The following is an 18,582-nucleotide window of genomic DNA, read 5'->3' on the forward strand; positions in this document are numbered from 1 at the left end:
CGCCGCACCCGTTCGACGCGGGCGCCGCGGGCGACGACGACCGCGGGACGCGTCCGCCCGCTGTCGGCGACTCCCGCCCGGCGACGGCGCGCCCGAACGTCTTCGGCACAACGCGCTCGCCCGCGGCCCCGCAAGTGGAGGTATGGCCGACGTATCGAGAGAGGCGACGCGGACGCTCGACGCCAGGGAGATCGACGGCGAACCGTTCGGCGCCATTTTGGCCGCGCTGGACGAGCTCCCGTCGGGAGAGACGCTCGAACTCGTCAACAGCTTCGAGCCGGAGCCGCTGTACGACGTGCTCGACGACCGCGGGTTCGCCCACGAGACCGAGCGCGTCGCCGACGACGAGTTCCGGGTCTACATCAGCCCCGCCGAGTAGCGGCGGCCGCGAGCGGTCGGACGCTCCCGCCCGTTCGCTCCGCATACGGGCCCGAACCTGTTCGGGACGGGACATAGCGGGACGGCGCCCCAACGGTCGGCATGGTCAACGTTCCGTCGCCGTTCGACGGGAGCGACGACACCTTCGACCCCTACGACGAGTTCGTCCCCGGGCACGCGCCGGCGCCCGGCGACTTCCTCGCCGGCCACGACGTGCTCGACGGCCGCGAGCACCTCGCGGTCCACCGGCTGGCGCGCGAGCTGTTCGAGGAGCGGGCGGTCTACGACATGACCTTCGGCTACAACCTCGCGCGGCTGAACAACGACCAACGGCACCCCGACGCCGGGTACCGCTACGCCGTCGAACGGGCCGAGGCCGTCGACGACGACCTGCCGACCCCCGACGGATCGGGCCGCGGAGGCGACGGCGAGCCGGTCCGCGTCCTGCGCGCGGAGTTCACGCCGACGACCGCCTTCTGCCCGCAGAGCGACACGCTCACCAGGGGCTCGCTGCGCGCGTGGAACGGCCTGGCCGACCGCCACGAGTTCGACCTCGTGCGGGTCCGCGTCGCTCCGATGCACCAGCGCGCGAGTCAGATCAACGCCGCGCTCCGAGACCTGGAGTCGACGCTCGTCGAGACCGGCGAGTTGCCCGACCCCGACGACGGGAGCGACGCCGGAACGCCCGGCGACGGGTTCGACGACGACGCCGTCCCGGGGTCGACGGGCCGCGACGGGTCCCGGGCGCCGTTCTGAGCGGGCGCGGCGTCCGACACGGACCCTTCCGTCGCGTCGGTTCCGACAGTAGGATATCCCACTGGTCCCTTCGGTACGGTAGATGACGGGCTCGCGCGACCGCGCCTGGCTCGCAGCGATGGTGTTCGCCGTCCTGCTCGCGCAGGTGCTGCTGTACCCCGGCGTCGACCGGCTGGTCGGCGCGCTCGGCGCGACGACGGACCTGGACGCGAGCATGTGGTTCCTCGCAGCGGAGTTCGCGGCGTTCGTCGCCTTCGCCGGCGTCTGGGGCGCCGCCAGCGACCGCGCCGGCCGCCGGACGCCGTTCATCGCCGCCGGCGCGCTCGGCGGGAGCGCGGGCTACCTCGCGCTCGCCGCGCTCCCGGGGTTCACCAGCCTCTCCTTCGAGGGCGTGCTGGTCGTCCGCGCCGCGCAGGGGGCGGCCACCATCGGCGCCTTCTCGCTGGCGATGACGATGCTGATGGACCTGGAGGGCGGCCACGGCCGGAACATGGCCGCCGCGGGCGCCGCCATCGGCGGCGGCACCGCGCTGGGCGCCCCGCTCGGCGGCCAGCTGTACGAGGTCGGCCCGTTCGTCCCGCTGTATCTCGCGAGCGCGTTGCTGGCGGCCGTGGCCGTCCTCGCGCTGGCGGTCGACGACCGCGCGCCCGCCGGCGACCGCGACTCGATCGCCCGCGCGCTCGCGAGCCTCCGCGGGACGCCGACGCTGGCCGTCCCCTACGCCTTCGGGTTCCTCGACCGACTCACCGCCGGCTTCTTCGCGCTCGTCGGCACCCTCTATTTCAGGTCCGCCTTCGAACTCGGCCCCGGCGCCACCGGGCTGATGCTCGCCCTGTTCTTCGCGCCGTTCGCCCTCCTGCAGTACCCGATGGGCATCCTCTCGGACAGGGTGGGCCGGACCGCCCCCATCGTCGCCGGGTCGGCGTGTTACGGCCTGGTCGTGATCGGCGTCGGCCGCGCGCCGACGGTAGCGCTCGCCGGCGCGGGGATGCTCGCCGTCGGTATCCTGGGTGCGCTGATGTCGCCGGCGACGATGGCGCTCGTGACCGACCTCGCCGCCGACACCGAGCGCGGCGTCGCCATGGCCGGGTTCAACGTCTTCGGCAGCCTGGGCTTCCTGGCCGGCGTCGTCGTCGGCGGGAGCGTCGCGAGCGCCTACGGCTACCCCGAGGCGTTCCTCGTCGCCGGAGGTCTGGAGATCGTCGTCGCTGCCGCGACGCTGCCGGTCTTCCTGCGGCTGGACGTCGGCCGGACTGCGACGTTCGCCGAGTGAGTCACTCCTCGGCGACGCAGTAGAGCGAGCCGTCCGCCGAGCCGACGAACAGCCGGCCGGCCGCGACGGCGGGCGAGGAGTCGACGTAGTCGTCGAAGGTCGCGCGCCACCGCTCGGTCCCGTCGTCGCGAGCGACGGCCAGTACACCGTCCCCGCCGCCGACGTAGACGCGGTCGCCGACGACGGCGGGCGACGAACGGAAGTCGTGGTCGGTCTCGTGGGTCCAGTCCTCGCTCCCGTCCGCGCGGTCGAGCGCCGAGAGGACGCCCACCGTGCCGGATTCCTCCGCCGTGGATGTCTCCCCGCCGGTCAGCGCGGCGCCGCGGTAGCCGTACGACGCGACGAACACCCGGTCGTCGGTCACCGCCGGCGACGACTTGACGTTCGCCCCGGGGAGCGAGACCCGCCACTCCGAATCACCCGACTCGGCGTCGAGCGCGACGAGCCAGCCGCCGTGGACGCTCACGAAGACCGTCCCGTCGTCGTACGTCGGCGGGCGGAGGACCGAGTGGGCCTCCACGCCGGCGTCGGTCGCCGACCACGACCACCGTTTCTCGCCGCTCGCCGCGTCGAGCGCGAACACCTCGCCGGTGTGGTTGCCGACGTAGACCCGCCCGTCACCGAACGCGGGGCCGGCGAACCAGTCCTCCGGGCCCTCGAACGACCACAGCTCCTCGCCGGAGTCGGCGTCGAGCGCGAGGACTTTGCCGGCCTTCGACTTGTCCGTGTCGCCGCTGACTACCATCGGCATGTTCCCCGCGGTTCCGACGTAGACGGTCCCGTCACGGACGGCGAGGGTCCTGCCGTGGAGGTTCTGCTTCGTCTCGTGGCGCCAGGCTGCCTCGCCGTCGGTCGTCAGCGCGTAGACGACGCCGTCGGCGTCGGCCGTGTAGACGCGCCCGTCGCGGACCGTCGGCGCCGTCTCGACGTAACTGCTCGTGGGGAACTCCCAGCGGGCGTCGCCCGTCTCCGCGTCGAAGGCGTGGACCGCGTCCGCCGCGCTCCCGGTGTAGACGACGCCGTCGGCGACCGTCGGCGGACAGAGGACGGTCGGCGCGTCGCCGATCGCCGACCACGCGATCCGCCCGTCGGCCGGCCCCGCGCCGTCCGGACGGTACCCGGTGTGTCCGTCGTCGCCCCCGAACGTCGGCCAGTTCGCGTCCGGCGGCGAGCCCCCGGTCGCCGCCGTCTCCGTCGCGCCGTCCGCCGGTCTGTCCGTCGCCTCGGCGTCGGTGGGCGTCGCGGTTTCCGTCGCGTCGGTCCCCCCGGCAACCCTCGGTGCCGTCGCTGTCCCCGGCTCGTCCGGCCGGCTCAGACAGCCGGCCAGCCCGAACGTACCACCGAGTGCGGCCAGCCGCCGGCAAAACGAGCGTCTGTCCATGTTCCGACAACACCCAACCGAAACAATAGGTCTTGTGGGGCGTGGAGACGAGCGCCGCCACTGTACCGCGCGAGCGGAGCGAGCGCGGTTTCCACCGAGCGCGCTCCGCGCGCTCGGCCTTTTTGCCCATCTTTTTGCCGGTCGGGTTCCCGCAGCGAGCCCCCGGCTCGCGAGGAAACCCGTCCGGCAAAAGGGTGGTACGCCAGGACTGGGATTTGAACCCAGAATCCCAAAGGGAACACGCTTTCCAGGCGTGCGCCTTACCGTTCGGCCATCCTGGCTCAGATGGAAATACCGCGGTCGGGTGGTTAAGGGCTTTCGTTCTCGGTCGGGAGCCGGTCCCGCGTCAGGTGAGTCGCCGTCGCGGCGCCGACGGCGACGACCGCGGCGACCCCGAGTTTCGGCGCGAACCCGACGCCCAGGTCGCCGAGGAGTTCGTAGCCCTGCGCGAGCACGAGGAAGGAGAGCCCGCCGACCAGTCCCCACAGCAGGCTCGACTTCGTCGCGGGGGCGACCAGCGGTTCGCGGTCGGTCGCGGGACCGTCGCTCGGCGCGTCGGTCATCACTTCGTCGCGATGGCCTCGATCTCGACGCCGACGCCCTTGGGGAGTTCCTCGACGCCGACGGCGCTGCGGGCGGGCGGTTCGTCGTCGAAGAAGGTCTCGTAGGTCTCGTTCATCTCGTCGAAGTCGTCGATGTCGTCGAGGTAGACGGTGACCTTCAGCACGTCCGCCATGCCCGCGCCCGCCTCGCCGAGGACGGCCTCGACGTTCTCCAGGGCCTGCTGGGTCTGCACGTCGATGGCAGCGTCGTCGAGGAGTTCGCCGTCGGGGGTCAGCGGGATCTGTCCCGCCGTGAAGACCAGGTCGTCGGTCTCGGTCGCCTGACTGTACGCGCCGACCGCCTCGGGTGCCGCGTCGGTGCTGACGATCCGCTTCATGCCCGAACGAGCGACCGCGAGCGGCTTAAACTCCGTGACGCTCGGGCGGAACGAACGGGCTCAGGCGGTCAGTTTCGGTTCGAGGTCGCCCCGCTCGTCGAGCTGTTTGAGGATGTCGCTGCCGCCGACGAACTCGCCGTCGACGAACGTCTGGGGGATGGTCTCGCGGCCGCTGTGCCGTTCGAGCGCGGCGCGGAACTCGTCGAGCGACTCCAGCGTGTCGACGACCTCGACGTCCTCGCGGTACTGTTTGAGCAGCGTCAGCGCGCGGTCGGAGTAGCCACACTGGGGCATGATCTCCGTGCCTTTCATGAACAGCACTACCTCGTTGTCCTCGATGGCCTCGTCGACGCGCTCGTCGACCTCCTCCTGGGAGAGGCCCTCGTTGGGGTCGAACGTCATACCCGTGGTCTGGGTCCCCTCGTGGATACCTCTTGCGACGGGCGGACCCGCTTGGCCGTCCCGACCGCGATGCAGGTGGGCCGGTCGGCGTAGCCGGTGCCTACGCGTCGAGGACCTCGACCAGGTTGCCCTCGGGGTCGCGGAGGAAGAGGATGGTCGTGCCGGTCGAGGAGGTCTGTGGCTCGCTGACCGTCACCACGTCGTCGGGCAGGTCCTCGTAGAAGGCCTCCACGTCGTCGACGCCGAACCCGAGGTGTTTGGCGCCGCGGTCGTTGACGGCGTCGGCGACGGCCTCGCCGCCCTCCGGCTCGTACTCGACGAGTTCGACGCGGGTGCCGTCGCCGTCGAGGTGGGCGAACCGGCCGGTGGCGTTCTCGACGCCGACGCCCCGCGAGAAGTTCTCGCCGGAGGACTCGAACTCCGCGAGGACCTCCAGGTCGAAGACCTCGGTGTAAAAGTCGACGGCCCGCTCCAGGTCGGCGACGGTCGTGCCGGTGTGGTGGACGCTTCCGGTCATGGGCGAGCCCGCGCGGGCCAGCGCCGAAACGGTGTCGGTCCGGGGCGGTCGGACCGGCCGTCCGCTCCGTCGTCCGGCAGTCGAACCGCGGCGGGTAAGCAGGGCCGAACTGCGGTTACACGGGGCTGATAGTCGGTAACCGACTCGTAACAATGATCGGCGACGGCGTAGTCCCGGTCGTGCGAGAGGAACACTCGGACCCACCGGACGGGCGGGTCGTGGTCGGGCCGCCCCCGCCGCCGACGGCCGCGCCCGGGGACGTGCTCCCGGCGGTCGTCCGGACGCGCAGCGACGACAGCGAGCGGTACATCTGTTACTCCGCCGCCCCGGAGTACGACGGCGTCGCCGAGACCCGGCTGTCGGTCGACACCGACGCCGTCGTCGAGCGGGAGCTGTGGCGGTAGTCAGTCGTCGCCCCGTCGCGGGCTCTCGTCGTCTCTGTCACCGGCCAGCGCGTCGAACACGCCGGACTGCCTGGCCGCGAGTCCCGCCGCGGTGCTCCCGACTCTGCCGGGCTGCCCGCTCCAGCCGCTCGCCGTCCGCGCCCCCGTACTTCCCGAAGCCCCGCCGCCAGTCGGTCCGGACCGCTTCGGTCACTCGCTTGACCAGGTCGCTGAAACCCTCCCCTTCACGCTTCTCGGCGCGAAGGCGCTCGTAGGCCACCCCGTCCAGTTCGACCGTCTTCGGCCCCATATCCTGTAGTCGTGTACCCGGACGCAAAACCGGTCGGGCAGATTACCCCTTGAGTCCCGTCCCGGTGAGCGCGACGACCACGTCGTCCTCGGGCGCGAGGACGCCGCGCTCGCGGTAGTCGGCGAGCGCCGCCGTGGCGGTCGCGCAGGTCGGTTCCACGTGGAAGCCCGCCCGGGCGAGTCGGTCGTGTTCGCGCTCGGTGGCCTCGGGGCCGACCGCGACTGCGTCGCCGTCGGTTTCCGCTATGGCCGCCAGGATCCCGTCCAGCCGGGCGGGCTCGCGGATCTGGATGCCGTCGGCGGCAGTGTTCGAGGGCGCGTTGTCGGGCGCGCCCCCGCCGAGCGCGTCGGCGACCGGTGCCGCCCCGGTCGCCTGCGCGCCCAGCAGTCGCGGCATCCCGTCGGTCCAGCCGGCTGCCCGCAGCGCCCGGAAGCCGCGGTAGGCGCCGAGAAAGAGGGTCCCGTGACCCAGCGGCGTGACGACGGCGTCCGGGACTTCCCAGTCGCGCTGGGCAGCGAGTTCGAGCGCGAACGTCGCCGTCCCGCGGAAGAACGCGGGGTTCCAGGCGTGACTGGCGTACCACCCCTCGCCGCGTTCGACCGCCTCGACGCAGGCGTCGGTCACGTCACCCCGGGTCCCCTCGACGCGGACCACGTCGGCGCCGGTCCGCTCGATGGCCCGGAGCTTGCCGGGTTTGGCCTCGGCCGGGACGTATATCTCGGCGTCGATGCCCGCGCGGGCGGCGTAGGTGGCGATAGCGAGGCCCGCGTTGCCCGAGGAATCTTCGAGCACGCGGTCGACCCCGAGCTCGGCCGCCCGCGAGACCGTCAGCGCCGCGCCGCGGTCCTTGAAACTCCCCGTCGGGAACACCGATTCGAGTTTGAAATCGGTGTCCCACGCGGGCGCGTCCACGACCGGCGTCCACCCTTCGCCCAGCGTGACCGCGCGTTCGGTATCGAGGAACGGTTCGAACGCCCAGAGACCGCGGTCGCGGTCGAGGTGTTCGGGCGGGTGGTCGGCGTCGGGGAGCGGTTGGTCGGCGTAGTCCAGCGCGCCCCCGCACTCGCAGCGCCAGGGCGCGGCCGCGTCGTCGGCGTACTCGCGGCCGCAGTCGCTGCAGGTGAGCATGGATCAGTCGTTGGGCGCGTCGTCCCTGTAGGTGGTGGTCGCGGACTGCCGAGAGTAGACGACAGTGGCGCGTGGCATGGTGTCTCTTTCCGGAATTGAGGGGGACGTGCCGCCGAACAAGGGGGAAGAAAGCCCCGACCGTCTGCACTCCCGCGGCTCGCTGTCTCCGGAAATCAAAGATTTCCGGGATGACGAGAGAGCTTCGCTCTCTCGAAGCACGCTCCTCACTCGCTTCGCTCGTTGCGGTGCTTTCGTCGCCGGGGTTCGTGCAGACGGCCGCCCCTTTCATTCCCACCCACCGCACAGCACCGCAGACGGCCACGACCCTCCCCAACCGATTCGCTCACTCGCTTCGCTCGCTCGCTCATCCCTCGCACGGTTCCGTCGCGGCACGGAGGCCGCGACAGCGCGCGCCACAGCGGACGCTCACCTCGCTGAACACCGGCGAAATCGAACACAGCGACGAAACGCGGTCGACCTTCTACCGCTCGTCGATGTCGGGGTACTCCAGATCCTCGGGGCCAGTGTAGCGGGCGCGCGGGCGGATGAGGCGGTTGTCCTCGACGTACTCGGCAGCGTGAGCGATCCAGCCCGCGGCGCGGCTCATCGCGAAGATGGGCGTGTAGATGTCGACGGGGATGCCCATCTGGTAGTACGTCGACGCCGAGTAGAAGTCGACGTTGGGCGCCAGGCCCTTCTCCTCGGCCATGAACTGCTCGATCTTCGTGGAGTACTCGTACCACTTCGGGGTGCCGGCGGCCTCCCCGAGCTCCTGGGAGCGCTCGCCGAGGATCTTCGCCCGGGGATCCTTGACGTTGTAGACGCGGTGGCCGAACCCGGAGATGCGCCGGCCCTCGTCCAGGGCTTTCTCGACCCACGCGACGGGGTCGCGGTCGCTCTCGTCGACCTCCTTGAGCATCTCCATCACGTCCTGGTTGGCGCCGCCGTGCAGCGGGCCCTTCAGCGTCCCGATGGCCGAGGTGACGGAGCTGTGCAGGTCCGAGAGCGTCGAGGCGGTGGTGATGGCGGAGAACGTCGAGGCGTTGAACCCGTGGTCGGCGTGCAGGACCAGCGCCATGTCGAACGTCTCGGCGAGCACGTCGTCGGGCTCCTCGCCGTTGAGCATGTAGAGGAAGTTGGCGGCGTGGCCCAGGTCCTCGCGGGGCTCGACGGGGTCGTCGCCGTCGCGCATCCGCGTGAACGCGGCGAGGATCGTGGGGATCTTGGCGGTGATGCGCCGGCCCTTGCGCAGCGTCGCCTCGCGGTCGGTCGCGGGCTCGCCGGCGTCGGGGTCGTACGCCGAGAGCATCGAAACCGCCGTGCGGAGGGCGGCCATGGGGTTCTCGTCGGCGGCGGCCAGCTGCCCCACCGTCTCGAGCACGTCCTCGTCGACCGACCGCTCGGCGACCATCGAGTCGGTGAACGCGTCGAGGCGGTCGGCGTCGGGCAGCTCCCCGTGCCACAGCAGGTGGATGACTTCCTCGTAGCTCGCGCGCCTGGCGAGGTCCTCGATCGCGTAGCCGCGGTAGATGAGTCGCCCCTCGTCGCCGTCGATCTGACTGAGATCGGACTCGGCGACGAGCACGCCCTCGAGGCCCTTCCGTAGCTCGTCGGTCATACCCCACTCGTTCGCCTGGATCGGCCAAAAGGGTTACCGTTCGACCGTGGACGCGTACGGAATCACCGAACGCCTTTCTGGACGAACGTCTATCCACGCGACGGCGAGCCCCCGCCCGGATCGCCGCCTTCCGCACCGTAGCCGCCGACAAACGGGCGATCCAGTCGTCGATACTCGTTTCGTCGATCGTCGTTGTCGGATCGACTGGGGCCGGAGATGTTCGATTCTCGCGAACGGTGGTGTCCGGAGCCGGACAGCGGTCACAGCCGCCGCGAGAGGCGGACGGCGCGGCCGAGCGTCAGGAGGAAGGCGACGAGCCCGGCGGTCGACATCGCGAGGACGAACCCGAGGCCGACGTAGAGGAGGGGCGAGCGGCGCGACCCCGGGAGGGCGACGAACAGGACGAACGCCGCGAGCGCGAGCGCGAGGCCGGCGGCCAGGCCCCACCTGGCGTTGCGGCGGACCCGCAGCGCGGCGACGAACGCGGCCCTGCCGCCCGCCGCGTCGTCGACGCCGTCGAGGTCGGCGGCGGACTCGCCGCCGTCCGGTCGCTCGCTGGCCATACCCGCAGTTGGGCCACGAGCGGCAAAGTGGCGTCGATCCGCGGCGCCAGGGTAGGGAGCCCCCCGAGCGACACGGCGGGGGACAGCCGGGCGCGAGTCCCTGCGACCGGGAGACACCGAACCGCTAAAGAACGGGCGGTCCCGCAGTGATGGTAATGACGACGCTCGGTACGGCCCAGGCGGCCCCCGGCGAGGCGGACACGGGGCGCCTGCCGGTCGGCGAGACGCGGGACGGGACCGAGGTGGGCCTCCCGGTCGCGGTCATCAACGGCGCCGGCGACGGCGACACGCTCTACATCCAGGCGGCCAGCGACGGCGACGAGCTCAACGGCGTCGGCGTCGTCCAGCGGGTCGTCCCGCAACTGGACCCCGCCGAGCTGTCGGGGACGGTCCTCGTCGTCGGCATCGTCAACTACCACGCCTTCCAGGTGGCCGAACACCGCAACCCCATCGACGACACCAAGACCAACCGGGCCTACCCCGGCGACGAGACGGGCACCTCCACCGAACGCATCGCCGCCGCCACCTTCGAGGCGGCCCGCCGCGCCGACCTGATCCTCGACCTCCACCAGGGGTCGACCTCCCGGATGATCGACGAGTGCCGCGTCCGCTGTGGCCCACGGCACCGCCTCCACGACGCCTGCCTCGAACTCGCCAAGGTCTTCGACTGCGGCTACGTCCTCGACCAGAAGGGTCCCGACGGCCAGCTGGCCCGCGCGGCCCCCGACGAGGGCATCCCCACCATCGACCCCGAACTCGGGGGGTGCGTGGGCTGGGACGAGGGGTCCATCCAGGCCGGCGTCGAGGGCGTGTTCAACGTCCTTTCCTACTACGGGTTCGCCGACGGCTCGGTGGACCTCTCGACGCAGACCCGCGCCAGCGGCTTCGAGCAGTACGGCGCCCCGGCCGGCGGCCTCGTCTCCATGCAGGCGGAACTCGGCCAGCGCGTCTCCCGCGGCGACACCCTCTTCGAGGTCACCGACACCTTCGGCGGCGTCAAGGAGACGGTCACCGCCGACTCCTCCGGCGTCTTCTGGCGCGCCCGCCGGCTCCCCCAGGTCGCCACCGGCGAGTACGTCTGTTCGGTCGGGACCGACGTGGACTCCTACTAGACCATCTTTTTCCCCACCGGGGTTTCCTCGGCGCGCGGAGCGCGCCTGCGGGAACCCCGGCGGCAAAAACATGGGTGAAAAAGCCGGAATCTCGTGGTTCGAGAGAGCTTCGCTCTCTCGTCATCACGAAAGACGGCAAAGCCGTCTTTCGAACGACTTCGCTCGATTCCGGTGAACCGGCGCTCCGCGCCGGATGCTTGCCCGCACCGCCTCCGCTACCCCTCGTCTTCTCCTCGTCGCTCCCACGTCTCGACGGTGAAGTTCTCGTACTCGTCGGTCTCGACGAGTCGCCACTCGGCCTCGTCCCACTCGGGGTAGTAGGTGTCGCCCTCGTACTCGCCGGGGACCCGCGTCAGGACCATCCGGTCGAGGTGGGGCTGGAAGAGGTGGTAGATGGCACCGCCGCCGAGGACGTAGGCGCGGTCGGCGCCCAGCGATTCGAGGGTCTCGACGGCCTCCGCGACGGAGGCGGCGTGGTAGGCGTTCTCGCGGTCGTACTCCCGCTCCGTCCGGCTGAGGACGACGTACGCCGACCCCGGCGGGTCCGAGAACATCTCGTAGGTGCACCGCCCGTAGACGGTCGGGTGGCCGGCGACGCGCGCGCGATACTGTCGCTTGTCCTCGGGGAGGTCCCAGGGGACCTCGTCCCCCTCCCCGATGACGCGGTTCTCGGCGACCGCCGCGACGGAGATCAGCTCCATACCCCCGGTTCGGACGGGAACGGCTTAATCGCCCGCCTCCGCGTCGGTCTCGGCGCTCCCGTCGCCGCCGCTCGCGCTCCCGCGCTCGTCCATCATCGCGGCGGCCTTCTCGGCCCAGCCGCCGCGGGCGAATCCCCACGTGACGACCGCGAGCGCCCAGAACTGCTGGAGCGCGACCGCGGCGTAGATACCGAGCACGCCCCACCCGAGAACCACGCTGGAAAGGTAGCCGAACCCGAGCAGGAAGCCGAACATCCCGGTCGTCCGGGCGACGAAGGGGGTGCGGGTGTCGCTGCCGCCCTGGAGCGCCCCCGAGATGGCGAGGTAGGCGCCGATCGCGGGGGCTGCGATGGCGTAGGCGCGGGCGAACCCGACCGCGTAGCCCGCGGTCGGCGGGTCGCTCGTGAACAGGGAGACGAACCAGTCGGCGCCGAAGAAGAGCGCGACGGCGATGGCGCCCATCGTCAGGACCGCGAGGGCGGTCGTCGCCCACCCCTGGAAGCGCGCGGCGGCCACGTCGCCCTCGCCCAGCGACTGCCCGACGACGACGCTGGCGGCCGTGTGGTAGGCCCGCCCCAGCGGCGAGGTGACCTGCTGGTACATCCGCCGGCCGATCTGGTAGGCGGCATTCACGTCCGTCCCGAACGTGAGCAACAGGGCGTTGAACGGGAACTCCGCGAGCGTCGTCGCCAGCCCCTCCCCGATCCGGGGGGCGCTGACGGCCAGTAGCTGTTTGGCGATCACGAGGTCCCGCGGCCGGGCGAACGACGCCTCGGTCCGGTCGCTCCAGATGGCGACGGAGAGGATGCCCGCGGTGAAGGTGTTGCCGACCGCAGTCGCGATCCCGACGCCGGCGATGGCGAGTCGGGGCGCGCCGAACAGGCCCAGCCCCAGCACGAGCGAGCCCGCGATGTTGAGCATCGAGGAGGTCACGTCGACGTACATCGGCGTCCGGGTGTCGCCGGTGCCCTGGAGCGCACGCGCAGCGACCAGCGCGACGTGCCTCGCGGGCGCGCTCGCGAAGACGATGGCGAGGTAGGTCCCGCCCATCGACGCCACGTCCGCCGGCGCACCGAGCAGCGCGATGGCCTGCTCGCCGAAGAGGTATCCGAAGGCGACGAACGGGATCCCCGAGAGCAGTCCGAGCAGGACGGCCTGGGTGACCGCCTGGTCGCGGTTCTCGACGGCGGCGCCGCCGGTGTCCTGGCTGGACAGGGCGATGGCGCCGCTGCCGAGGCCGAGGCCGATCCGCAGCGGGAAGCGGGCGTACAGGTCCGCGAGGCCGACCGCGGCGACCGCCGCCGGCGAGAACAGGCCGGTGACGACCACGTCAGTCGTCCGCATGAGCGTGCGGAAGACGTGCTGGACCATCATCGGCCACGACAGCGAGAGGACTCGCCGCCAGACCGCCAGCACGCGCTCGCGGGCGCTCGCCGTCGACATTGCCCGTGCTCCGGACTCGGCCCGATTCAAGCTATCGATGGCCGATAGGTCGTCGCGGTCCTGTCCCGCGACTCCTCGACCCGGACCACCGCAACGCCGATACGGCTCGCCGGCCATCCACCCGCCCATGGACGTGTTCGTCTACGGGACGCTCACCGACCCCGAGCGCGCTCGCGCAGTCCTCGACCACTTCGAGTTCCGGGGGTCGGCCGTGCTGGACGGACTCCACCGTGTCGACGCCGCGTACCCGACGCTCGTCCCCGGCGGATCCGTCGAGGGCCGGATCCTCCGGACGGACGACATCGCGGCGCTCGACCGCTACGAGGGGGTCGACAGCGGGCTGTACGTCCGCGTTTCGGTACCGCTGTCGGACGACGGAGCGGACAGGGACCGGAGCGGCGAGGACGCGACCGTCGAGACCTACGTCGGCGACCCCCAGCGGCTGGACGCGCCCGCCGAGTGGCCCGGCGAGGGCGAGTTTGTCGCTCGCGTTCGGAGCTACGTCCGGGAGGACGACGCGGTCGTCCGACCGGACGCGACCGCCGATTGAGGTCCGCCGCGACGGTCTGCCGGAGTCCCGCGGTTTCACTTTCACTCCGGGTGGCTCGCCTTCAAGTACCATCGCGTGGTAGTCGCTGGCGTCACACGCTCTTTTCCCCCACATCTAACTCCCGTCGAGCGGTAGCTGTGGTATGATCGAACTCGCGGACGTGCTCGACGCGCGCGAGCGGGTCGCGGCGACCGCCCGCCACACGCCGCTGGACTACTCGCACACGTTCTCGGCGATGACCGGCGCCGACGTGCATCTGAAACTGGAGACGTTCCAGCGGACCGGCTCGTTCAAGATCCGCGGCGCGACCAACAGGATCGCGACGCTCTCCGACGAGCAGCAGGACGCCGGCGTCGTCACCGCCTCGGCCGGCAACCACGCCCAGGGGGTCGCGCTCGCGGCAACCCGCATCGGCGTCGACTCGAAGATCGTCATGCCCGAGCACGCCCCCGTCTCGAAGGTCAAGGCCACCCGCAACTACGGCGCGGAGGTCGTCCTCCACGGCGCCGACTACGACGAGGCCGCCCAGCGGGCCCACGAGATCGAGCGCGAGGAGGGCCGCGTCTACGTCCACGCCTTCGACGACCCGATGGTGATGGCCGGCCAGGGCACCATCGGTCTGGAGGTTCTCGAAGACCTCCCCGAGGTCGAGACGCTCGTCGTCCCCATCGGCGGCGGCGGGCTCATCTCCGGCATCGCCACCGCGGTCAAGGCGAAAAACCCCGACGCTCGCGTGATCGGCGTCCAGGCCGAAGGGGCCTCCAGCGTCGCCGACTCCCTCCAGAAGGGCGAGGTCGTCGAGCGGGACAGCGTCGACACCATCGCAGACGGCATCGCCACCCGCAAGGTCGGCGAGCGCACTTTCGAGGTGATCCGCGAGCGCGTCGACGAGGTCGTCACCGTCACCGACGACGAGACCGCCGTCGCGCTCACCACGCTGCTGGAGCGGGGCAAGACCCTCGTCGAGGGCGCCGGCGCGGTGCCGCTGGCGGCCCTGCTCGAAGGGAAGTTCGACTACGCCGACGACGAGGTGATCGTCCCCTGTCTCTGCGGCGGCAACATCGACCTGAACGTCCTCACCACGGTCATCATGCGCGGGCTCGTCGAGACCGGTCGCTACCTCCGGATACGGACCACGCTCAAGGACCGCCCGGGCGAGCTCGAACGGCTCGTCGAGGTCATCAGCGACGCCCGCGCGAACATCCACGCCATCGAGCACGACCGCGCCGGCAAGGACGTTGCCATGAACGCCGCCGAGGTCGAACTCGACCTGGAGACGAAGGGGCCGGACCACGCCGACGCGCTGCTTGAGGCGTTGCGCGAGGAGGGGTACGAGGTCGACGTGCTGGTCTGAGCGCGGCGGTCCTGGTGCGAGCGCGGCAGGATGGATAGCGCCCGCGCCGCCGCTACCGGGTTCGGAGACGTGGCGGCTCGGAGTCCCGTGTCGTCACAAGGGGCTCGGAGGGGTAACCATTCGTCATCGCCGCCACGCGGAGCGAGGCCGCGCGAGCGTATGAATCTCCCGTCTCCCGAGCGGGGACAGTGACAAGCGTTTTTCCGCTCGCCCGCGTCGCTCCGGGCATGGATCTCGCCGACATCGAGGCGCTCATCGAGGAGTCGATCCCCGACGCCGAGGCGGCCGTCACCCGCGCCCGCGGCGCCGACGACGACGACCACCTCGCCGCCACCGTCGTCTCGCCCGCCTTCGCCGACGAGTCGCTCGTCGACCGCCACCAGATGGTCTACGACGCGCTGGGCGACCGCATGACCACCGACATCCACGCCCTGGAGGTCGAGACCTACACGCCCGAGGAACGCGAGTAAGGGGATCCGAGGTTTCCGGTCTGACCGCTACCGCGACTGCCAGCAGTATCGTAGCGCAGAACAGCGTGAAAGCCCCGACGCGCTCGACTCGGGCGTCTCGCTGCGGTCCTCGGCCTTCGGCCTGCGGTCCTTGCGTCGCCGGCCTTCGTCGAGCGCGTCGCCCCTTTCATTCCCGCCCGTTTCGGCTGACCGGCCAGTCTGTGCGGGCGGGAATGAAAGGGGCCGGCCGCTGCGGGAACCCGGGCGACGCAAGCACTGCAACGAGCGGAGCGAGTGAAGCGCGCAGCGAGCCCCGGAACCGCAGCGGCCGGGGGCTTTCACGCTGTTTGCTGCGGTTGCAGTCGAGACGGTCGCCGTACTAACGACGGAACACCCACCGAGAACTCCGCGTCTAACGACTCAAAGCCGCGGGTACTCGTCGAGCGCCCGTTCCAGTTGTTCCTTCGCGTCGCGGCACGCTTCCAGCTCCTCGGCCACCGCCCCGCTCGCCAGCCGCTCGCGCTCCTCGGGACCCAGTTGCGCACGAGCCTGCGCGCTGTTCCTGAGCCGTTCGTAGTCCGTCTCGCGGGGTAAGTCCCGCACATCGCGCAGCGCGACCAGCGCGTCCTCCCCGTCCTCGACGCGGTCGGCGAACCGCGCGACGACGCTGGTCAGTTCCCGCGCCCGGAACCGGAGCGTCTCGGCCTCGACGGGCGGCCAGTCGACGGTCAGCGGCTCGGCGTCCAGCCGCCGCAGGTACGTCCGCCGGGTCGAGACGTTCCGTTTGAGCGCGTCGGGGTCGTCGACGTAGTGGTCGAGCTTCGACTTCGAGTACTCCGCGTACTCAAGCAGTTGCCCGACCGGCTCCTCGCCGGCGGCGTGGCTCTCGACGTACTCCCGGAGGTCCGCGGGCGGCGACTCGAAGGGCACGAGCGGGTACGCCTCGGTCTTCGCGACGAACCCGAGGAACTCGCGGGCGCTGGCCGAGGAGCGAAAGTCGGCAAAGGCGTCGCGGACGCGGTCGTTGTAGGTCTCGATGGGACCGCGCAGCCGCTCGGTCGGGGCGTCGAGGTCGGCGTCGCCCAAGCGCTGCAGGTCCTCCAGGTCGTCGATACGGTTCGCGAAGTCGTCCAGGCGCCGCTCGACCGCGAACCGGGCGTCCTCGTAGCGTTCGCGCGCCTCGTCGCGCTCGTCGATCCGGCGCACGTCCTCGCGGACGGGCTCCAGCGCCGAGCGGACCTTCGCCCAGTCGGACTCGGTGAGCCGGCGCTGCTGGAGCAGGTCGTCGACCTCCTCGAAGACCTCGCGGTGGCGCACGTCCTCGGGCATCTCCTCGACGACGGCGGCGATCTGGCTCTGGAACTCGATGAACGTCTTGAAGTCGCCGTCGCCGGTCACCTCCTCCTCGTAGCGGTCGAACAGCGCCGTGAGGTCGTCGTAGGTGTCGGCGACGGTCTGCAGTTCGGACTCGCCGACCTCGTCGACGCGGTCGCGAGCGCGCTGGAGGGCGTCGCGGGCCTCGCGCAGGTCGGCGACGAGGTCGTCGGCGGCGGCACGGGGGTCGTCGGCCGGGGACTGGGCGGCGTCGCTCATCTCACTCGTAGACTTCGTCGGGGTCGAACACCTGTTCGCCGACGGTCTCGCCGTCGATGGTGCGGTAGAAACACGACTCGTAGCCGGTGTGGCAGGCGCCGCCCGTCTGGTCGACGAGATACAGGAGGGCGTCGCCGTCGCAGTCGACGCGGATCTCCTCGATCTCCTGGACGTGGCCGCTGGAGCCGCCCTTCTTCCAGAGCTCCTCGCGGCTGCGCGAGTAGTAGTGGGCCAGCCCCGTCTCGCGGGTGCGCTCGACGGCCTCGGGGGTGACGTACGCGAGCATGAGCACCTCGCCCGAGTCGGCGTCCTGCGCGACCGCGGGGAGGCGCTCGTTCTCGTCGAACGCCAGGTCGATGTCGCTCATACCCCACCTGGGTCCGACCGCCGAATAGGTCTTTTGTCGCCGGCGAAGCGCAAGCGAGCGAGTGGGCAGGGGTAGTTCACTACGGGCGGTAGCTGTTGCAGTGAGCGGTTGCGGTGCGGTCGGCGCGCGCTGTCGAGCGTGCCCGCCTCTGGGCGGGCCGCTCGAAACAGTCGCCCGAGGGATGAGCGACGATAGGAGCGAATCGGCTGGGGAGGCTCGTGGCTGTCTGCGGTGCGGTTGCGGTGCTGTTCCTGGTGGACTGAAAGGGCGAGGTGCGCTCGCGTCCATTTTAGTCGCCTGAGCGGGCACTATCCGCGCGGGCGGTGCGGAGAGCGCGGATATCCCGCTCAGCGACCGCGAGCGCGCCGAGGGCTTTCACCGCCTGCTGTCCCCTGCGATGCTGACTCCAGCTAGCGAGCGCGCCGAGGGCTTTCGACCCTCGCTGTCGGGTACACTCACGTTCATTCCGCTGCCTTTCACACCAGATCGACCAGGAACAACTGATACACTCGCACCACGAACCGAACATCGTCGCGGACCCGACACCGTTTACCCGCTCTGCGCCCAGGGAACGCCCATGGAAGTCGCGCTCGTCACCGTCGGGGACGAACTGCTCGCGGGGGACACGGAGAACACGAACGCGACCTGGCTCGCCCGGCAACTCACCGAACGCGGCGCCACGGTCGCGCGGATGCTCACCGTCCCCGACGACCGCGCGGTGATCGCCCGCTGGGTCGGCGACTTCTCCGAGCAGTTCGACGCCGTGGTCGTCACCGGCGGGCTGGGCGACACGCCCGACGACGTGACCGTCGAGGCCGTCGCCGACGCCTTCGGGCGCGACCTGGAAGTCCAGCCGGAGGTCCGCGACCGCGTCGTCGAGAAGGCGCGGCGCTACCGCGAGGAGAACCCCGAGTACTACGAACAGCACGACTTCGACCTGGACTTCGACGAGACGGCGGCGCTGCCCGCGGGCGCCCGCCCGATCCAGACCGAGGAGAGCTTCAACCCGGGTTGCGTCGTCGAGAACGTCTACGTCTTCCCCGGGTTCCCCGGGGAGCTGAAGGTGATGTTCGACGCCGTTGCCGGCGAGTTCGGCGGCGACGCCGTCTCCGCGTCGGTCGCCACGTCGACGCCGGAAGGCGCGCTGCGGCACGTCCTCGACGGCGTCCGCGACCGGTTCGACGTGGCCGTCGGCAGCTACCCCGCCCGCCGCGGAAACCCCGGCCGGGTGAAGGTGACCGGCACCGACCCCGACGAGGTCGAGCGGGCCATCGAGTGGGTCGACGAGCAGGTGGCCGACCCCGAATCCGACCCGGAATCCGACGAGTGAGGGAGACGAGCGGAGGGGACGAATGAGGGACGGG

General features: G+C 71.1%; 22 protein-coding genes and 1 tRNA gene. 9 read left to right on the forward strand and 14 right to left on the reverse strand.

Features of this window, described 5'->3' with window-relative positions; translation table 11 throughout:
• Nucleotides 1–142: 142 nt before the first annotated feature.
• The 3 genes from ACMGFI_RS06655 (at nucleotide 143) to ACMGFI_RS06665 (ending at nucleotide 2,407) form a co-directional block, all read left to right on the forward strand.
• Entirely contained in the window at nucleotides 143–379 is a 237-nt protein-coding gene (locus ACMGFI_RS06655) for a DUF2249 domain-containing protein (RefSeq protein ID WP_436908332.1), read from the forward strand.
• Between the two features lie 101 nt (nucleotides 380–480).
• Nucleotides 481–1,134 (forward strand): DUF7998 family protein, encoded by a 654-nt coding sequence (locus ACMGFI_RS06660; RefSeq protein ID WP_436908334.1) that lies wholly within the window; start codon nucleotides 481–483, stop codon nucleotides 1,132–1,134.
• A gap of 82 nt (nucleotides 1,135–1,216) precedes the next feature.
• Nucleotides 1,217–2,407, forward strand: coding sequence for an MFS transporter (locus ACMGFI_RS06665; RefSeq protein ID WP_436908335.1), 1,191 nt, complete (start codon nucleotides 1,217–1,219; stop codon nucleotides 2,405–2,407).
• A gap of 1 nt (nucleotide 2,408) precedes the next feature.
• Here the strand turns inward: ACMGFI_RS06665 and ACMGFI_RS06670 are convergent, their stop codons facing one another.
• The 6 genes from ACMGFI_RS06670 to ACMGFI_RS06695 all read right to left on the reverse strand — a co-directional run bounded on the left by ACMGFI_RS06670 (nucleotide 2,409) and on the right by ACMGFI_RS06695 (nucleotide 5,647).
• Complete coding sequence (locus tag ACMGFI_RS06670; RefSeq protein ID WP_436908337.1) at nucleotides 2,409–3,788, reverse strand: outer membrane protein assembly factor BamB family protein; 1,380 nt, start codon at nucleotides 3,786–3,788, stop codon at nucleotides 2,409–2,411.
• 200 nt (nucleotides 3,789–3,988) lie between these two features.
• A tRNA-Ser gene (locus ACMGFI_RS06675) sits at nucleotides 3,989–4,069 on the reverse strand.
• A gap of 27 nt (nucleotides 4,070–4,096) precedes the next feature.
• A complete protein-coding gene (locus ACMGFI_RS06680) occupies nucleotides 4,097–4,351 on the reverse strand; it encodes a DUF7981 family protein (protein ID WP_436908338.1) in 255 nt (84 codons plus the stop codon).
• On the reverse strand, nucleotides 4,351–4,728 hold the full coding sequence (locus ACMGFI_RS06685; RefSeq protein WP_436908339.1) for a Rid family detoxifying hydrolase: 378 nt from the start codon (nucleotides 4,726–4,728) through the stop codon (nucleotides 4,351–4,353). The genes ACMGFI_RS06680 and ACMGFI_RS06685 overlap by 1 nt, the downstream gene beginning before the upstream one ends.
• Nucleotides 4,729–4,788: 60 nt before the next feature.
• Complete coding sequence (locus tag ACMGFI_RS06690) at nucleotides 4,789–5,130, reverse strand: glutaredoxin family protein (RefSeq protein ID WP_436908340.1); 342 nt, start codon at nucleotides 5,128–5,130, stop codon at nucleotides 4,789–4,791.
• Nucleotides 5,131–5,230: 100 nt separating this feature from the next.
• Nucleotides 5,231–5,647, reverse strand: coding sequence for a VOC family protein (locus tag ACMGFI_RS06695; protein WP_436908341.1), 417 nt, complete (start codon nucleotides 5,645–5,647; stop codon nucleotides 5,231–5,233).
• A 152-nt stretch (nucleotides 5,648–5,799) separates the two neighbouring features.
• Here ACMGFI_RS06695 and ACMGFI_RS06700 point away from each other — a divergent pair, with 152 nt between their 5' ends.
• On the forward strand, nucleotides 5,800–6,051 hold the full coding sequence (locus ACMGFI_RS06700) for a hypothetical protein (RefSeq protein ID WP_436908342.1): 252 nt from the start codon (nucleotides 5,800–5,802) through the stop codon (nucleotides 6,049–6,051).
• 37 nt (nucleotides 6,052–6,088) lie between these two features.
• On the opposite strand, the gene ACMGFI_RS06705 is transcribed toward ACMGFI_RS06700, so the two are convergent.
• The 4 genes from ACMGFI_RS06705 to ACMGFI_RS06720 all read right to left on the reverse strand — a co-directional run bounded on the left by ACMGFI_RS06705 (nucleotide 6,089) and on the right by ACMGFI_RS06720 (nucleotide 9,649).
• Nucleotides 6,089–6,340, reverse strand: coding sequence for an antitoxin VapB family protein (locus ACMGFI_RS06705; protein ID WP_436908343.1), 252 nt, complete (start codon nucleotides 6,338–6,340; stop codon nucleotides 6,089–6,091).
• 42 nt (nucleotides 6,341–6,382) lie between these two features.
• On the reverse strand, nucleotides 6,383–7,468 hold the full coding sequence (locus tag ACMGFI_RS06710) for a threonine synthase (RefSeq protein ID WP_436908344.1): 1,086 nt from the start codon (nucleotides 7,466–7,468) through the stop codon (nucleotides 6,383–6,385).
• Between the two features lie 481 nt (nucleotides 7,469–7,949).
• The gene (gene citZ / locus ACMGFI_RS06715) at nucleotides 7,950–9,086 is read right to left on the reverse strand and encodes a citrate synthase (RefSeq protein ID WP_436908345.1); all 1,137 of its coding nucleotides are present in this window, start codon (nucleotides 9,084–9,086) and stop codon (nucleotides 7,950–7,952) included.
• Between the two features lie 260 nt (nucleotides 9,087–9,346).
• A complete protein-coding gene (locus tag ACMGFI_RS06720; RefSeq protein ID WP_436908346.1) occupies nucleotides 9,347–9,649 on the reverse strand; it encodes a DUF7536 family protein in 303 nt (100 codons plus the stop codon).
• A 155-nt stretch (nucleotides 9,650–9,804) separates the two neighbouring features.
• Here ACMGFI_RS06720 and ACMGFI_RS06725 point away from each other — a divergent pair, with 155 nt between their 5' ends.
• Nucleotides 9,805–10,761 carry a succinylglutamate desuccinylase/aspartoacylase family protein gene (locus tag ACMGFI_RS06725; protein WP_436908347.1) on the forward strand — a complete coding sequence of 319 codons (957 nt, stop codon included), beginning with the start codon at nucleotides 9,805–9,807 and terminating at the stop codon, nucleotides 10,759–10,761.
• Nucleotides 10,762–10,976: 215 nt separating this feature from the next.
• Here the strand turns inward: ACMGFI_RS06725 and ACMGFI_RS06730 are convergent, their stop codons facing one another.
• Together ACMGFI_RS06730 and ACMGFI_RS06735 are read right to left on the reverse strand one after the other, a co-directional pair.
• Entirely contained in the window at nucleotides 10,977–11,462 is a 486-nt protein-coding gene (locus ACMGFI_RS06730; RefSeq protein ID WP_436908349.1) for a dihydrofolate reductase, read from the reverse strand.
• 24 nt (nucleotides 11,463–11,486) lie between these two features.
• Entirely contained in the window at nucleotides 11,487–12,905 is a 1,419-nt protein-coding gene (locus ACMGFI_RS06735) for an MATE family efflux transporter (protein ID WP_436908351.1), read from the reverse strand.
• A gap of 127 nt (nucleotides 12,906–13,032) precedes the next feature.
• On the opposite strand from ACMGFI_RS06735, the gene ACMGFI_RS06740 reads away from it, so the two are divergent.
• The 3 genes from ACMGFI_RS06740 to ACMGFI_RS06750 all read left to right on the forward strand — a co-directional run bounded on the left by ACMGFI_RS06740 (nucleotide 13,033) and on the right by ACMGFI_RS06750 (nucleotide 15,279).
• A complete protein-coding gene (locus tag ACMGFI_RS06740; protein ID WP_436908352.1) occupies nucleotides 13,033–13,455 on the forward strand; it encodes a gamma-glutamylcyclotransferase family protein in 423 nt (140 codons plus the stop codon).
• A 142-nt stretch (nucleotides 13,456–13,597) separates the two neighbouring features.
• A complete protein-coding gene (ilvA, locus tag ACMGFI_RS06745) occupies nucleotides 13,598–14,809 on the forward strand; it encodes a threonine ammonia-lyase (RefSeq protein WP_436908353.1) in 1,212 nt (403 codons plus the stop codon).
• A 227-nt stretch (nucleotides 14,810–15,036) separates the two neighbouring features.
• Entirely contained in the window at nucleotides 15,037–15,279 is a 243-nt protein-coding gene (locus ACMGFI_RS06750) for a BolA family protein (RefSeq protein WP_436908354.1), read from the forward strand.
• A gap of 399 nt (nucleotides 15,280–15,678) precedes the next feature.
• Here ACMGFI_RS06750 and ACMGFI_RS06755 read toward each other — a convergent pair whose 3' ends face one another.
• Both ACMGFI_RS06755 and hisI read right to left on the reverse strand, forming a co-directional pair.
• Complete coding sequence (locus ACMGFI_RS06755) at nucleotides 15,679–16,851, reverse strand: DUF7118 family protein (protein WP_436908356.1); 1,173 nt, start codon at nucleotides 16,849–16,851, stop codon at nucleotides 15,679–15,681.
• A gap of 1 nt (nucleotide 16,852) precedes the next feature.
• Complete coding sequence (gene hisI, locus ACMGFI_RS06760) at nucleotides 16,853–17,218, reverse strand: phosphoribosyl-AMP cyclohydrolase (RefSeq protein WP_436908357.1); 366 nt, start codon at nucleotides 17,216–17,218, stop codon at nucleotides 16,853–16,855.
• 577 nt (nucleotides 17,219–17,795) lie between these two features.
• Between hisI and ACMGFI_RS06765 the strand changes: the two genes are divergently transcribed.
• Complete coding sequence (locus tag ACMGFI_RS06765; RefSeq protein ID WP_436908359.1) at nucleotides 17,796–18,548, forward strand: competence/damage-inducible protein A; 753 nt, start codon at nucleotides 17,796–17,798, stop codon at nucleotides 18,546–18,548.
• The last annotated feature ends 34 nt before the right edge of the window (nucleotides 18,549–18,582 follow it).

This window comes from Halosimplex marinum (assembly GCF_051414075.1).
GTDB lineage: Archaea > Halobacteriota > Halobacteria > Halobacteriales > Haloarculaceae > Halosimplex > Halosimplex marinum.

Excerpts from the sequence above, each read along its gene's own strand:
- ACMGFI_RS06655 (WP_436908332.1), top strand. The coding sequence starts at position 143 with ATGGCCGACGTATCGAGAGAGGCGACGCGGACGCTCGACGCCAGGGAG.
- ACMGFI_RS06660 (WP_436908334.1), top strand. The coding sequence starts at position 481 with ATGGTCAACGTTCCGTCGCCGTTCGACGGGAGCGACGACACCTTCGAC.
- ACMGFI_RS06665 (WP_436908335.1), top strand. The coding sequence starts at position 1,217 with ATGACGGGCTCGCGCGACCGCGCCTGGCTCGCAGCGATGGTGTTCGCC.
- ACMGFI_RS06670 (WP_436908337.1), bottom strand. The coding sequence starts at position 3,788 with ATGGACAGACGCTCGTTTTGCCGGCGGCTGGCCGCACTCGGTGGTACG.
- ACMGFI_RS06680 (WP_436908338.1), bottom strand. The coding sequence starts at position 4,351 with ATGACCGACGCGCCGAGCGACGGTCCCGCGACCGACCGCGAACCGCTG.
- ACMGFI_RS06685 (WP_436908339.1), bottom strand. The coding sequence starts at position 4,728 with ATGAAGCGGATCGTCAGCACCGACGCGGCACCCGAGGCGGTCGGCGCG.
- ACMGFI_RS06690 (WP_436908340.1), bottom strand. The coding sequence starts at position 5,130 with ATGACGTTCGACCCCAACGAGGGCCTCTCCCAGGAGGAGGTCGACGAG.
- ACMGFI_RS06695 (WP_436908341.1), bottom strand. The coding sequence starts at position 5,647 with ATGACCGGAAGCGTCCACCACACCGGCACGACCGTCGCCGACCTGGAG.
- ACMGFI_RS06700 (WP_436908342.1), top strand. The coding sequence starts at position 5,800 with ATGATCGGCGACGGCGTAGTCCCGGTCGTGCGAGAGGAACACTCGGAC.
- ACMGFI_RS06705 (WP_436908343.1), bottom strand. The coding sequence starts at position 6,340 with ATGGGGCCGAAGACGGTCGAACTGGACGGGGTGGCCTACGAGCGCCTT.
- ACMGFI_RS06710 (WP_436908344.1), bottom strand. The coding sequence starts at position 7,468 with ATGCTCACCTGCAGCGACTGCGGCCGCGAGTACGCCGACGACGCGGCC.
- citZ (WP_436908345.1), bottom strand. The coding sequence starts at position 9,086 with ATGACCGACGAGCTACGGAAGGGCCTCGAGGGCGTGCTCGTCGCCGAG.
- ACMGFI_RS06720 (WP_436908346.1), bottom strand. The coding sequence starts at position 9,649 with ATGGCCAGCGAGCGACCGGACGGCGGCGAGTCCGCCGCCGACCTCGAC.
- ACMGFI_RS06725 (WP_436908347.1), top strand. The coding sequence starts at position 9,805 with ATGACGACGCTCGGTACGGCCCAGGCGGCCCCCGGCGAGGCGGACACG.
- ACMGFI_RS06730 (WP_436908349.1), bottom strand. The coding sequence starts at position 11,462 with ATGGAGCTGATCTCCGTCGCGGCGGTCGCCGAGAACCGCGTCATCGGG.
- ACMGFI_RS06735 (WP_436908351.1), bottom strand. The coding sequence starts at position 12,905 with ATGTCGACGGCGAGCGCCCGCGAGCGCGTGCTGGCGGTCTGGCGGCGA.
- ACMGFI_RS06740 (WP_436908352.1), top strand. The coding sequence starts at position 13,033 with ATGGACGTGTTCGTCTACGGGACGCTCACCGACCCCGAGCGCGCTCGC.
- ilvA (WP_436908353.1), top strand. The coding sequence starts at position 13,598 with ATGATCGAACTCGCGGACGTGCTCGACGCGCGCGAGCGGGTCGCGGCG.
- ACMGFI_RS06750 (WP_436908354.1), top strand. The coding sequence starts at position 15,037 with ATGGATCTCGCCGACATCGAGGCGCTCATCGAGGAGTCGATCCCCGAC.
- ACMGFI_RS06755 (WP_436908356.1), bottom strand. The coding sequence starts at position 16,851 with ATGAGCGACGCCGCCCAGTCCCCGGCCGACGACCCCCGTGCCGCCGCC.
- hisI (WP_436908357.1), bottom strand. The coding sequence starts at position 17,218 with ATGAGCGACATCGACCTGGCGTTCGACGAGAACGAGCGCCTCCCCGCG.
- ACMGFI_RS06765 (WP_436908359.1), top strand. The coding sequence starts at position 17,796 with ATGGAAGTCGCGCTCGTCACCGTCGGGGACGAACTGCTCGCGGGGGAC.